Origin of the sequence: Niveibacterium sp. COAC-50 (assembly GCF_013184235.1) — a bacterium.
Classification (GTDB): domain Bacteria; phylum Pseudomonadota; class Gammaproteobacteria; order Burkholderiales; family Rhodocyclaceae; genus Niveibacterium; species Niveibacterium microcysteis.
On record NZ_JABCJM010000003.1, the window covers coordinates 122,006 to 136,577 of the forward strand.

At 62.6% G+C, this 14,572-nt stretch carries 9 protein-coding genes; all 9 read left to right on the forward strand.

From position 1 onward, the window contains the following. The first annotated feature begins 104 nt into the window (after positions 1-104). Positions 105-2,135: an ATP-binding protein gene (locus HH302_RS13660; RefSeq protein WP_172202789.1), complete on the forward strand. Its 2,031-nt coding sequence runs from the start codon at positions 105-107 to the stop codon at positions 2,133-2,135. 185 nt (positions 2,136-2,320) lie between these two features. Continuing rightward, positions 2,321-2,806, forward strand: coding sequence for a hypothetical protein (locus HH302_RS13665; protein WP_172202790.1), 486 nt, complete (start codon positions 2,321-2,323; stop codon positions 2,804-2,806). A gap of 8 nt (positions 2,807-2,814) precedes the next feature. Next, positions 2,815-3,945, forward strand: a complete 1,131-nt coding sequence (locus HH302_RS13670) for a FliG C-terminal domain-containing protein (protein WP_172202791.1) — start codon at positions 2,815-2,817, stop codon at positions 3,943-3,945. A 1,076-nt stretch (positions 3,946-5,021) separates the two neighbouring features. After that, complete coding sequence (locus HH302_RS13675; protein WP_172202792.1) at positions 5,022-5,822, forward strand: hypothetical protein; 801 nt, start codon at positions 5,022-5,024, stop codon at positions 5,820-5,822. A gap of 67 nt (positions 5,823-5,889) precedes the next feature. Continuing rightward, positions 5,890-6,156 carry a hypothetical protein gene (locus HH302_RS13680; RefSeq protein WP_172202793.1) on the forward strand — a complete coding sequence of 89 codons (267 nt, stop codon included), beginning with the start codon at positions 5,890-5,892 and terminating at the stop codon, positions 6,154-6,156. A 12-nt stretch (positions 6,157-6,168) separates the two neighbouring features. Then, a complete protein-coding gene (locus tag HH302_RS13685; RefSeq protein ID WP_172202794.1) occupies positions 6,169-7,641 on the forward strand; it encodes a VCBS repeat-containing protein in 1,473 nt (490 codons plus the stop codon). A gap of 33 nt (positions 7,642-7,674) precedes the next feature. Next, positions 7,675-10,311, forward strand: coding sequence for a PD-(D/E)XK nuclease family protein (locus tag HH302_RS13690; RefSeq protein ID WP_172202795.1), 2,637 nt, complete (start codon positions 7,675-7,677; stop codon positions 10,309-10,311). Further along, positions 10,308-13,481, forward strand: a complete 3,174-nt coding sequence (locus tag HH302_RS13695; RefSeq protein WP_172202796.1) for a UvrD-helicase domain-containing protein — start codon at positions 10,308-10,310, stop codon at positions 13,479-13,481. The genes HH302_RS13690 and HH302_RS13695 overlap by 4 nt, the downstream gene beginning before the upstream one ends. A gap of 21 nt (positions 13,482-13,502) precedes the next feature. Beyond that, the gene (locus HH302_RS13700; protein WP_216661918.1) at positions 13,503-14,546 is read left to right on the forward strand and encodes a YafY family protein; all 1,044 of its coding nucleotides are present in this window, start codon (positions 13,503-13,505) and stop codon (positions 14,544-14,546) included. The last annotated feature ends 26 nt before the right edge of the window (positions 14,547-14,572 follow it).

The following is a 14,572-nucleotide window of genomic DNA, read 5'->3' on the forward strand; positions in this document are numbered from 1 at the left end:
CGGAGGTCGCCATGCCCACACTCATCGAACACTTGCGCAGCCCGCACGAACCCGGCGACAAACGCCTCGTCGGACCGAGCGCGACCTACCAACCGCTGATTGCCGTGTGGCTCATCGACATGATGTTGCACTTCGGCTGGCATGAGCGAGACAACCTCGCCATTGATTGCAACTTCTACGAATGCACGGAGATCTCGTGGACGGGCATCAATGCCATTGAACGCAAGTACGAGGGGGATCCGGCGACCCGGGCCATTGAACTTCGTGCGCTCCTGAGCGAGCGCCGCGCAGCCATGCTCGGACGCCCCATTCCGGCCGACGCGGCGCTATTCACCAATGTTGCCGCGCTGGGAGATCTTCTAGCATTGAGCCTCCACGAACAGTTCATCCTGACCTTCACTGCCCTGCGCGCCGCACTCTGGGAATTTGAATGTGCAATTCCGGACCAGAAGGTCACGACCGCTGATATCTGCGCAATCTTCTCCCTGCTGTCCCGTCTGGACGCGGAAGGCTTCAAGCGTGCCCTGACATCAGAGAGCACGCTCGTCACCGCAGGCATCGTAGGAGTGGAGCCCGGGGGCTGCCCCATCAGGGAGAAACTCACCTTGCTGCGGGGGCTCGGTGTCGCGCTCATTGAAGAGGATCTGCGGCTCTCGCAACTCTTGCGCCGCTTCGTCACGCCCGCTGCGGTGCCGACGTTGACTGCGAGTGACTTCGATCATCTTGGCACCGAGATGCGCACGCTCGTCGCGATGATCACCTGTGCCTTGTCACGCGAGAATGGGTCCTTGAATGTGCTGCTTTACGGCGCTCCGGGTATGGGCAAGACCGAGTTCTGCCAAGTCATTGCACAGCAGACTGGTCGCGAACTGCTGGAGGTCGCCTACGCCGATACCTCGGGGGCGCCGCTCGCTGGCAACGATCGGCTGCGCGCCTATCGCTTCGCCGAGCAACTCCTCGCCCCGACCCGTCGGAGCATCCTGATGTTCGATGAAGTCGAGGACGTCTTTCAGACGGAGGAGTCTGCCAGCCGCGAGTCCGACAAAGCACAGCGCGTGACGTTCAAGGCTTGGATCAATCGTGCGCTGGAGCAATCGCGCACCCCAACCATCTGGATCACCAACCGCGTGCACAAAATCGACCGCGCGGTGCTGCGCCGGTTTGACTTCACCATCGAGTTCCGCCATCCCCCACTGTCTGCGCGCCGGCGCATTGTGGCTCGCCACCTTGGTGCGCTCGCGCCGTCCGAGGCGTGGCTTGATGCCTTGGCCAGCAATCCGGACATCGTCCCCTCCCAGTTCGAGCGCGCGGCGCGTGTCGCCGCGAGCGTGCCTGCGCATGACGCCGTCGGGGCCGCCGAAAACAGCCTGCGCCAGAGTAATCGCGTACTGCACGGACGTCCGCTCAAGGTTAGGCACGGAAGCGCGAGCGTTTTCCGCGTCGACTGGATCACCACCGATCAATCAATTGCAGACGTACTCGCCGGGCTGCGCCACCACCCGCAAGCAACAATGTGCTTCTACGGCGCTTCCGGCACCGGCAAGACCGCTTTCGCCCGTCATCTTGCGGACGCCCTGGAGCGACCACTGGTGGTCAAACGCGCGTCCGATTTGCTCAGCCCGTTTGTGGGCCTTACGGAGCAGAACATGGCGGACGCTTTCGAACGTGCGCAGGACGAAGGCGCCCTCCTTCTGATCGACGAGGCCGACTCCTTCCTGGGCGACCGCAGCAACGCTCATCAGAACTGGGAAATCACACAGGTCAATGAACTGCTGACGCAGATTGAAGAATTCGAAGGGCTGCTGGTTTGCACGACCAACCGCTTTGACCAGATGGACCCCGCTTCACGACGTCGCTTCAGTCACAAGATCCGCTTTGAAACGATGCCGCCCGCTACCGTGTGGCAAGCCTGTTGCGACGTGGCCGCGGAGTTGGGCATTCATGAGCTCGCGCTGGCCGAGATCCGCGCAGACGTAATCAGCATGCGCGGCGTCACACCCGGGGATTTCGCAGTCGTCATCAAGCTGGCCCACTTGCTCGCTGAAGCGCCAACCGCCGCGTGGTTGCGTGACACGCTGCGAGCCGAAATCGCCGGGCGCCGCGGCACCCTTGTCCGGATGGGGTTTGCAGCATGAGCGCACCGTCTGTTCTCGTTTTGGAGGCCGCCTGGGTTCCAGGCCTTGAGCCGGCACCCAGCGTCCGGCCATTCATTGACGGTTGGGCCGCTCACAGGGGCCTCTCCGTCTGCTACCGAAGCTTTGGCTCATGTGTCGAGCTAGCGCACTGGCTCAGGCACTTTCTTGCGAGCGAGTCGCTTTGTGTGGCCTACCTTGCTGCGCACGGTGGCCGCGCCAGCCTGCAAACGCCGACCAGCGAGATCCCCTTGCCTCAGCTCGCGCACACGCTCGGCCAGGGGCGACGCAACCGCCGAACAGGCAAGGGCATCGTGTTCGGCGCCTGCCACCTTGGAAGCGAACTCGAAGCCTTCCTTGCCGCGTCGAAGCAGAAGTTCGATTGGGCTGCCGGCTACACCGAGGCGATCCCCTGGCTTGGCGCCACCGTTACCGATCTGCTGTTTCTGGAGTACCTGTTCGCCGGCATCGCGCTACGCGCCGATGGTGCCCGGAGCGACCATATCGAAGAAGCCGAGGCAGCAGCCTGGCTCGTCGGCGAACACTGCCGGCTCGCCGAACTCATGGGGCTTCGCCTCGCGATGTCCACGAGGCCCGCGCGCGGCGTAGCGTCCGCGCGCGAAACGAAACGCGATAGGCAAACGTGCCCCGCTTCACCCGACTGCCACCTATGAGGCTCGCCGTGCCACTCGCCGATCTGACTCAGCTCCTGCTCTCGCTCGACGGCCCCCAGATCGACGCCATCCGCCGCTTGCTCGATAGTCGCCTTATGGCTGATCGCCACGGGGAAGTGCACTACCCCGCTTTCGAGGGACTGGCGCAACTCACCGACAACGAGCGCTATCTTCTAATCCGTAAGATCCCCGATACCACCTTGGCCGAGGCCCTCAAGGCCGGCAGCGAGTACCTCAGGCACTCAATGCTGCGCGCCTGCAGTTGGACCCGGAAACACAAAATCGCGGCAAAGATGAGGCGGCTAGGGCCGATCCGTCAGTCAACGGCCGAACATGCGATTGAGTCGATCCTTGCCGAACTGGGGCGCAAGCAAGCATCAGGTTCTATTTGCAGTTTCCTGTCGGATAACGAGGCAAAGCAGGCGCTGGATACCGTCCAGGCAGGTCTGCCCGACGAAGTCGCAGCCGAGGTTCGAATTCCGGAGGGCTGCGCAGAACTGCTATCTGAATGTCTCCACGGAGCGTCGGACTATGCCCTGCGCGAAGTCGTCACCGGTGCCGATGCTTCCGACCTCGCCCTGCTCCTCTTGCAACGGCAAAGTGTCACACTGGCCCAACGACTGCTGTACGCGGGTGAGTTCCGCTACCTGCGAGAACTGCTTGCAGCAATGCCGGCGCTGCAGGCGGGCCGGGAGGCGCCAGAATCGGGCCGCCCGGATCTCCGCCTCTGGCAGATCGTCGCGCCGGCGTTACTGGATAACGATGGCGTTTCCATTGAAGACCTCCCCTGCGAAGACACCACTCCGGCGCCCATCCCTCCCGCTCCCTCGCCGCTTAGGCAGGCGTCCGTCACAAAGCAGGAAACGTCACAGGACGCAGGCACTACAACCGCGCTGGCAGTATCTGACAACGCGATCGAAGACGAAGTAAGCATCAGCGCCTTGATTGAGGAATTCGAAGCACATCTGCACAACTTGCCCCCAGTACCGCGCCGCGTCCCGTTCACCGCTTCGCAGCAGCGTCGAATCGGGCAGATTGCAGCGTCCGACTGGACGCTCATGAATAAGCGGAGCGAGAAACGCGCGCTGCGCGCATTCTGGCGCAGGGCTGATTCGAGATCCCAGAGCGGCTCCAAATGATCAAACGCGAGCAGCCTTTGCCGTTCGCCACGAGGCAAGAGATGACCCGCCGAATTGACCAATGTCATTTGGGCTACAGGGTAGCCTTCAGACACCAGGGTCTTTTGTCGATAGACCGGATTTGCGCCATCGCTAGATCAACCGGGAGCACACATGCCGACCGCCTGTGACTTGTATTGGGACATCCTTGACTTCCTCGCAAGGGGGACGTCTGCCAGATCGGCGGAAGGGCCGCATGACATCAATATTGGCGTGCCCACCCCTGCGGTCCCCGCTTGGGGGAGCCCAACACCTCTGTCTCATCTCGCGTGCGGGCTTTTACCGACTTGCACACTAGGTAAAGGCGAACGCTCAGCACACCAAAAATTGCACGCGCATTTAGCCGGTTTGACAGTTGGCAAGCTGCCAAAGTACTGCTTGATTTCGGAGTTTCCGTTTCTTGGAACGCGCGAGACGTTGGACGCCATCGCGGTCGACATCCATGGAGCTCCGCTCGCGGCCATCGAATTGAAACACTACTCAATCCATCAAGGCGCAAAGTTCCTGTTGAGTCCCGCCAATATCGCCAAGGCCTACACCACAGGTAAGAACAACAGGAGAATCCCTCCTTTGCCATCGCTCGACTCTGACTACGTGAAGTGCGTAGACCAGCAGATCCGTTTCGCCAACTTCCCTTCAATAGGCCGCGAGCTACCTCTGATTCAGGTCGGACTACTTACAACGTTGCACAACTGCACCCCAACGATACCTAGAACCAACCACCCAGTGAACTTCATATCTGGACCATACTGGAATGGACAAGCACTTCCCAGTGGCGTAGCGGCTCAGTTTGCAACGGATATCTCCAATTGGTGGAATCGCACCGGTACATGGCTTCCTTCTCCGCCGCCCCATCTGGCCCCAGCAGTCGCAGTCAATTTGGCGCCTCCGAATAAGCGCTACTCACATGAACACGCGAAATGGGGTTGGGGACCTGAGGAGGCGTTCTCGATACCTGCAGCGGGAGCTCCAGCCGTGACAGTCACCGGGCGCGTTGGTTACGTCCTCGTCATGACACCTCCTGTACAGGATGACGAATGCGCCAACACCCCAACCTAGAGGCCTTTAACGCCATCGTCGCCGCGCTCGCGCGCGGCACGGAGCATTCACGTTTCGAGCAGCCGCGCGACCTCCAAAGTCGACTGCTTAATGCCGTGCGTAGCAAGGACGCCTCACCGGAACAGGTCGAAACGCGGGGCCTGCATTCACCCGAGAACCTGCTGGGCCATATCACCGACCGACAGGGCTACATAGCCGGTCTTGACCTCGGTGCGACCTTTATTACCCAGCGAATCGCGACGAGCGGCTTTCAGATTGAATTGGTCAACACGCCCGACGAAACGCCGCTCGAGCTCGACGGCGCGCCGGCCTGGTTGCTGACAAGGCCGCCCCATACATTCGCACACGCATGTCTCTTGGCGCCACGAGTCAAGGAACGCGAGCTGAATCTGGACTCGGTGGAGTACGCGCTCGACGCCGCCATTGAGCAACTGATCGAACAACGACGGCGGATCGAACACGTCGAGATCCGTCATGGCGAGCATCTCTACTGCCTCAGCGCGCCGCCGAGTCTGCCGCGGTTCATGCCGCAGGTAGCGCTGATTCAAACCGCGCTGCTGCCCGTGTTGGGCGGTGACACGCTCGACGGTACTCGCTTCGAGGCGATCGAACGACACCTCGCCCATTGGGCGTCGTCAGAGGCCCTCGACCCCTATCAAGCCGCCGTTTGGGGGGTGGGGCCGCGCGAGCTTGCGCACTGGTGCGAACCGGTCCCCGCACTCATGAGGGTCACGGCACGCGTTGCGTACATATGCCTGATGACCCGAGTACGCATGTGAGCGCATGCGACATGCTTTGTCGGATTGCAGGGTAAGAATGCAGGCACCCCGCCTTCCGGAGCCTGTCATGAGCGACACCACTCACCCCGCCAACGAGCCGAGTCTCGACGCCTTGCGCCAACGCGCACTTGAGCTTGAGGCCCAACTCGGCGCCGCGATTCCCAATTTCTGCGACAAGCGTTACGTCGAGCGCAAAGCATCGGAACACCCGCATCCGGACCCGGATGTCCGGCTACGCGCAGCCCTCATCGCGCTCTGCGGCTACTACGAATCTTTGATCGCGCTGCGCGAGCGCGACTCCGCGACCTGGAACGCCATAGCCAGCTGGAATTGAAAGGCCCACATCATGCAAAGCCACATCCACAAGGTGCAGAAGACTAACCACGCGTCCTCGCTGAGGAAGGCCCCGTTGATCTTGTCAGCCAGCATCGCGCTGGCAGGCTGCGGAGGCGGTGGCGGCGGCACCACGCCGGTCACACCTGCCCCAACGGTGACCCTTTCGCTTAGCGCGGCGCGCATCGCACCGGGTGCGCAAACGACACTGACCTGGAGCAGCACCAACGCGACAGCCTGCGCCGGGCTGGCTGGGGTGAGCGGCGCGCTCGCCACTTCGGGAAGCATCAGCGTGACTGGTGGCGCAGAGGGCGGCGTGCAGTCCTATGTGCTGCGGTGCGACGGCGCGGGCGGCAGCGCATCAGCGAGTGCCGACCTGATCGTGCCACACCCCGCGACCGGTTCGTCCTACGCCAATCGACAGCGGGCCGGAGACCCCTTCGCTGGCCAGAGCCGCCCGGCGCAGAACGCAAGTTTCCCCGGCACATTTGCGGACTTCTTCCAGGAAGGCAGTTGGTCGTTCGTCAATGCCTCGCTTGAGTACGACGCCCAGAAGCCAATCTCGGAAGCCAAACCGGGGCACATCCGCTTCTGGCGCCAGGTAAATGGCACCTGGCAAGACCGCACCAGTGACCTGCTTGATGACACCACCGGCTGCATCCACCCGCGCAAGCTGATCGTCGCCGATTTCAATGGAGACGGTCGCCCCGACGTTTTCCTTGCGTGCCACGGCTACGACGCCCCGCCCTACCCCGGCGAGCAAGCGCGGATCCTGCTCAGCCGCGCCGACGGGCGTTACGACAACACCTTGCTGCCCTTCTCCGGCTACTACCACGGCGCCAGTGCTGCCGACCTGGATGGCGACGGCAAGCCCGACATCATCGTCGCCGACACCTACTATGGCCGTCCCTACGCACTGATGAACCAAGGCAACGGCAGCTTCGTACAGGACCTGACCCGGGTGCCTGCGTCGCTGCAAGGCAAGGGCGGCATCTACAGTGTCGAGTTGATCGACACTGGACACGGCGTGCCGGATCTGTTCGTCGGTTCTGGCACACCACCCGGCTCAGACCCGGCCAACCCCGCCGCGGCGTGGGCCTTGCCGAACGGATATCTACGCAATGACGGTACCGGCCACTTCACCGACCCATTAATCGCTCTGCCGAACAGCCCCGGCTCTACCGGCATTGTCTATGGGCTGGCGCTGGACTTCGTACTGCGCGACGGCTGGATCTATTTCCACCAGATCAACAACACCTGGGGCGCCGCAGACCCGTTCTACAACGACGTGATCGTGCGCAAGGTGCGCATGAGTGATCTACAGGAAACCCTCATTTATGAACACCGAGGCCCCTATTCAGATGGAGGCACCTGGTTCCCGTGGATCACCGTGACCGACACGCACGTCAAAGGGAATTGCGACTGGTGGATCGGTGACACCAGCAAGGTCGCTACAAGTTCGTGCGGCGTATCCTTCCCGCGCTGACAAACAGGGCAACACAACCTGCAGGGGCAAGACATGAAGATTCGACTCGGGTTGGCGCTGGATGGCGCCAGCCATCTCGCACCGGGCAATCGACTGGGCGAATGGACCACTGGCCCTCAGGGTCTTCTCACGCAACTTGAACTGGAACTGGGACTTGCAGCACCGCCCGTCAGCCACACGTCGCGGGTCATGCACTATTCGCTCGCGCTTGAGAAAGCGAATGACGGCGAGCGTTTCTATTCCGAGTCCTTCAACGTTGATCCGCTGGGTGTCGCCGGCACGCTGCTCGAATGGCGCGACGGGCTCATAGAGGCGGGCTGGACCGGTGACGCCACGCCCGGCGGCGGCCAGCGCCTTGCCGACCTGAGTGCGGTGGAAGCGCTCGCGGCGGAAATGGTGCCGCCCGGAACCGGGGAGCGCCTGGCAGCAGTGGAGCGCGCACTCTGCCTGCACCCAACGCAGATCGAATCGCTTGAGCTGCTGGAGCCGCTCGGCGCTTACTCGGATCGCTGGCAACAGGTACTGCGGCGCTTATCTCCAACGTTTCGCTCACCCGCCTTCGAAGCTGGTGGCGACAGCGATCTATCCCGCCTGCAAGCCAGTATGCGCGAGATGGTCGCTGCAGAAACGACGGGATCGACCAAAGGGGAAAAGCGCGCCGCAGATGGCACCGTGCGCCTCGTCCGCATGAAGTCACCCACGCGGGAAGCACGGGCGATCGTGACCTTCGCCCAGTCGGTCGGCGATGCGTTGATTGTTGCGCCCCAAGGTAGCACCGCGCTGGCGCAGGCCTGTGACGCTGCGGGAATTCCCGCCCCTGCTTGGCGGTCCCGTAGCCCTGCCCGGCCTGCGCTCCAGTTGTTGCCGCTCGCGCTGCAGATCTGCTGGGCGCCGCTCGATGTCACCGCCCTGCTCGGTTTCCTCGACCACCGCTTGAATCCACTCGACAAGCGCGTCTCCGCCCGCCTTGCCGCTTGCATGGCCGAAACGCCCGGCATCGGCGGCGAAGGCTGGCAGCGGGCGATCGACAAGGCGCTTGAGGAGATCGAACCCGACGATCAGGACGCAATCCGCGAGGACATCGACTTCTGGCTCTACGGCGAACGTTTCCACGCCAACCCGGGCATCACCCTGATGACGCTGACGGCGCGAACAACGCGTCTCGCCGAGATTTTGCGCAAGCGCGCCTTCACAGCTAAGGAACCTTCCGAACAGTTGGCAATTCAGGCCGCGGTGGTGCAGTGCCTCGACTTTCTGCAGGGGCTCTCGCTGCTGGAGTCGCGCGCCGAGCATCTGACCGCGATCCAGATCCAGCAGTTGCTGGATTTGGCCTCAGCGGCGGCGCCGGATAGTGGCGAATCGGCCCAGCTTGGCCACACTCCTTTGGCGTCACAACCCGCGGCGGTCATTGAACCGCACGACACCGTGATCTGGTGGTCCGCTTCTCCGCCTGCGACGGTGCCGGTACCGCCCTGGACGCCCAGCGAACTCGCGTCGCTCGCGCATCGCGGCATAGTGCTTCCGTCCATCGACGCGCAGCTTGCGCGACAAGCGGAAGACTGGATACGCCCCGTGCTGGCTGCGCGCAAAGGCCTGATCCTCGTGCTGCCAGAGGAAGGCGAGGAACTGCACCCAGTAGTCCAGATAGTGCTGCATGCCCTTCCCGGGTTGGGGGAGACATCCATCGACGAGTTGTTTGCACAGCATCCAGAGCAGCGCACGCGCGTTGCACACCGCCCGCTGCCGCCCCTTGCACGCTGGTGGCAACTCCCCCCCGGCATCAAGATTCCGAAGCGCAAGACCGAATCTCATTCCAGCGTATCGACCCTGATCGACAGCCCTTACCAGTGGGTTCTGAACTACGAGGCGAAACTCCGGGATGGTTCGCTGCGCGCAATCCCCGACGCCAGCACCCTGTTCGGACTCTTGCTGCACCGCATCTCCGAGGCGCTGTTCGCTGAGCCGAAATGGGCGCAGCTCGCCCGCAGCAAAGATGCTTTGGCAAGCTGGATCACGGACACTCTCGACCGCTTGGTCGACGCGGAGGGGGCCGTGCTCCGCATGCCGGGCCGGCACCTTGAACTGACCAAACTAAGGCAATACGCGCTCAAGGCCATCCCTGAATTACTGGACCAATTTGCCAAGGCCAAGATCGAATCCGTCGAAACAGAAGCGAAAGTGACCGGCCGTTTCTGCGGAGGCGAGCTGATGGGCTACGTCGATCTGCTAGTCAAAAACGTGCGCGGCGATCAAGCGATCGTGGATCTCAAGTTCGGTGGCACACGCCACGAAGACGCGCTCGCCAAGAACGCACATCTTCAACTGACGATTTACGCAAAGCTCCTCGGCAAGGGCGGCTACCTGCCGACGGCTTACTACATCCTCTCGCGTGCAGACCTGATCAGCCAGAACAACCACTACTTCCCCGGCGCACGGGTCGTCCAGAACAAGACGGACGAAAACGCCGCGCAGCTCTGGAATCGCTTCGAAGTGAGCTGGAAACACCGGCGCGCCCAACTCGACACGGGCCTCATTGAAGTGGTCACCGTTGCCACCTGCGACGATGACGACGACACGGCCCCGCCGCCAGAAGACGGACTGTCACCCAAGGCGCCTGACGACAAATACAACCGCTATCTGCGCTTGGCCGGCTGGGGAGAGAACGCATGAGCGGACAGATCGAATTCATCAGCGCCGGAGCAGGCAGCGGCAAGACCTACACGCTGACCGAGATGCTCTTCAGGCGCCTAACCGAAGATGCAGTGCGGCCGCAGGCCGTGATCGCCACGACCTTCACTCGCAAGGCCGCCGCAGAACTGAGGGAGCGGGTTCGGGCCAGCCTGATCGACAAGGGGCGGTTTGCTTTGGCCAACCAGATGAGCCTTGCGCGCATTGGCACCGTGAACAGTGTCTGCGGTCAGCTCGTGCAACGCTTCGCTTTCGAGCTCGGCCTACCTCCCAACCTTGAGGTGATCGAAGAGTCCGAGGCCCAGACCCTGCTTCGGGAAACCATCGACGCCACGCTCGATGCGGACATCGCGAACGAGATGGCGTCGCTCGGCAGCCGCCTCGGCGTGGAGGACTGGCACGGCCAACTGCGTGGTCTGCTCGATAAGGTTCGCAGCAACAACATCGCGCCGACAGATCTCCCTGCGATGGCGAGTGCGAGCGTCAACACACTGTTAGCCCACTTCCCACGCCCAATCGATAAAGACCTGGACGCCTACCTTGGCGACCAGATCGACCAAGCGTTGCAGGCAATTCCTGGGGCGCAGGCACAGAAGCACACGGCCTCCACAGCCACCTACGAAAAGCTGCTTCGAGGCGCCAGCAGGGATCTCAAAGCCGGCCGCCTGACGTGGAGCGATTGGGTCAAGCTCAGCAAGGCGAAAGCTGCCGTCGCGCTGAGGGGCGAGTTCGAAGCTGTGCAAGGAGTGGCCGCGCAATACGACTCCCACCCAGACCTCCATGCAGACATCAGGCGTTGGACTGAGCAGATCTTCAGTCTTGCCGGGCACATCCTGACGAGTTACGCAGAGAGCAAACGCGCAAGACGGGTGATCGACTTCGTCGACCAGGAGAGGCTGCTTCTCGAGGCGCTGGAGCGCCCTGAAGTCGCTGAGGCGCTGGGCCAGGAGATCGATCTGTTGATGGTCGATGAGTTCCAGGACACCAGCCCACTGCAGCTCGCTCTATTTGCACGCTTGGCGCAGCTAGCAAAACGCACCGTTTGGGTCGGCGATCTCAAGCAGGCCATCTACGGCTTCCGCGGCAGCGACGTCGCCCTGATGCAATCCGTACTCGAAGCACTTCCGGGCCTGGGCGCCAAGCTATCTGTTCTGCCCAAGTCCTATCGCTCGCGGCCCGAGCTCGTTGCCTTGGTCAATGAGATTTTTGTCCCGGCGTTCTCATCAGTGCTGACTCAAGAGCAGGTCAAACTTGAACCGGCCCGCACAGCGCAGCTCAGCAACGAGGCCTTCGAGTGGTGGCAACTCGAAGGATCAAACGTGGACCTCTACATCGAGGCGCTCGCCCAAGGTGTCGCAGACCTGCTGACGCGCGCACCCGATGTGATGGACAAGGCCACCGACACGCCACGCCCCTTGCACTGCGGCGACGTTGCCATCCTGGCACGCACCAATGTCAGCGTGAGCAAGATCGCCGGCGCTATCTCCGCTCTAGGCATTCCCGTTGCCGTCGCCCAGAGCGGGCTGCTCGCTACGCCTGAGGCCTCGCTCGCCTGGGCCTGCCTGCGCCGGCTCAATGACCCCGCCGACACACTGGCGAGTGCAGAAATCATCTCGTTGACAGAATGCCCGTCCGGCGAAGATCTGCTCGCGCGGCGCCTGACGGCGCTGAAGGCGGATCCGGACAATGCCAACCGCTGGCGCGAAGCGGGTGACGACGCGCACCCGGTGCTTGTCGCCCTTGCTGCGATGCGGCGGCAAGCCCGCTTTGAACGCTCACCGGCCGAAGTACTTGGTCAGATCATCACCACCTGCGATCTGCCGCGCTATGCGCAGCAGTGGTCCCTGGACGCGGAGCGTGGCGAGCGGCGCCTGGCCAACCTCGCCGCGCTGCAAACCATCGCCGACGACTACGAGACCAGCTGTCACAGCCGCCGCATCGCGCCCACACTGACAGGTCTGCTGCTGCATCTGGACGCCCTCGCCGCATCCGGAGAAGACACACAGTCCGAGCAAGGCGGTAAAGCCGTGCGCGTGCTGACCCACCACGCTGCGAAGGGCCTCGAATGGCCGGTCGTGATCTGCACCGATCTGCACCACGAAGTGCGTTCATCACCATGGGGCCTATCAGTCCAAAACGAGAGTCCGACTCGCTTCGAGGCTCCGCTCGCCGATCGCTCTCTGCGGTACTGGATCTGGCCATTCGGCGATCAGAGTTCCGGGATTCCAGTGGCGGACGCGATCGAGACGAAATGCGGTGCGCCCTTTGCACAAGCGGCCGCCGAAGAGGCCAAGCGCCTGCTCTATGTGTCGATGACCCGTGCGCGTGATCTGCTGATCTTTGCAGTACCCACAAAGCACAAGACCCGTCCGTGGCTCGACACCCTGCAGGCGGAATGGCTCGCGCCGCAACAGGACGGCACCCTCAGCCTGCCGAAATGCCCCGACGGATCGGCAATCAAGAGTGAGGTGCGTGCATTCGACAGCGAAACCGCTACAAAGCCATTCTCACGGCCCGCGCCCACGCCTCCCGTTTGGTTCGCAGAACACCAGCCCACCAGCGAACCGCTCAACGCGTTCGTCAGCCCCTCGTCCCAGACAAGCGATCAGGATCGGACCTCGCCGAACGCGCAAGTGCTGGCCTATGGCACCGCAATGCCAATCCACGGCACGCCGGACATGGCCACCGTTGGCGAGGCACTGCACGCTGTAATCGCCCATCTGTGCGTCAGCAAGGCTGCATGGCCGGACACCGGCGCAGTGCAGGCCATTCTCGATCGCTGGAACATCGCGCATGCACTTGAGGCCAATTCGGTCGTCGCTGGCGTCGCAAGCCTGCAGCGCGCAATCGTCGATCGATGGGCGCCGAGTGCCTTGATGGTCGAAGTACCCGTCGAATCGATCCTGCCCAACGGCCAGGTCATGCGGGGTCGCATCGACATGCTGTTGCGCACCAGCGCCGGCTGGATCCTGATTGACCACAAGAGCAACCGGGTGCGCAGCGGAAACTGGGCGGAAGAAGCCGCTGCGTACGCAGGGCAGCTATCCGCCTACGCCGAGGCCATCCAACGTGCCACAGGCGTCCCGGTCGTTGCCCGGGTCATCAACTTCTTCACGGCGCAGGTGCTCGTCATCGACGACACCTCTCACTAAGGACACGACTCGACCACCACCATGCCGGAATCGACCACCTCCAAGCCTGACCAGGGCGGCAAGATGCGCCAGACCATGCAGCGCCACTGGTGCATGCTTCGATTGGTTCCCAGGGCACCGCAAAAGATCACGGCGGGCGAACTGTGCCGGCGCCTCGCCAGCGATAGCTTCATCGTGACCGAGCGCACCATTCAGCGCGACCTCGTTGAGCTGTCCGCCATGTTCCCTCTGATATCGGATGAGCGCGAAAAGCCCTTTGGCTGGAGCTGGAAGGCGGACGCCCCGCGACTCGACCTGCCGGGTCTAGATGCCGCCGAGGCGCTGATGATGGTGATGGTGGAGCAACACCTCAAACATGTGCTCCCACCTGCGACGGTGAAACGGCTAAAGCCCCATTTCGACTTGGCACGCGACACCCTCGCAAAACTGCCCGACCAACGCTCAAACCGGGCTTGGCTCAAGAAAGTGCGGGTGATTGCCCCGATGCAACGACTTGAGGCGCCGGCGATCAAACCGGATGTGCAGGAAGCCGTTTTCAACGCCCTCCTCGCCGAACGACAGCTCGAAGTGAAATTCAGGCAGCGCAACGCCGAGCGCGATTCTGGTGGCGTCGTCCACCCGCTCGCCATCGTGCAGCGCGGCGCGGTGACTTACCTGATCTGCACCTTCTACACCTACACCGACTACCGCCTGCTGACCCTTCACCGGATCCAACAAGCCACGGTTCTGGATGAGCCAGCCAAACGACCCGCCAACTTCTCGGTCGACCAGCTCATCAACGACGGCCTGCTCGGCTTCGGCGAGTCGGAGCCGATTCAATTAGTGGCCGAGTTCTACGACGGTGCCGGCGAACACCTCTTCGAAACCCCGATCAGCCCTCAACAGCAGCTCGAACGACTTGACAACAACATCGTCCGCCTCACGGCGCCGGTGCCACTGACCAACGAGTTGAGATGGTGGTTGCTTGGCTTTGGGGCCCGTGTCGAGGTGGTCGCCCCCGAAACGCTCCGCGAAGAAATGGCTGCGGAAGTAAGGCGAGCATCCTCTCGCTACGGGGCGACATGACAAACGCCCAACGCGCGAGCGGCTCG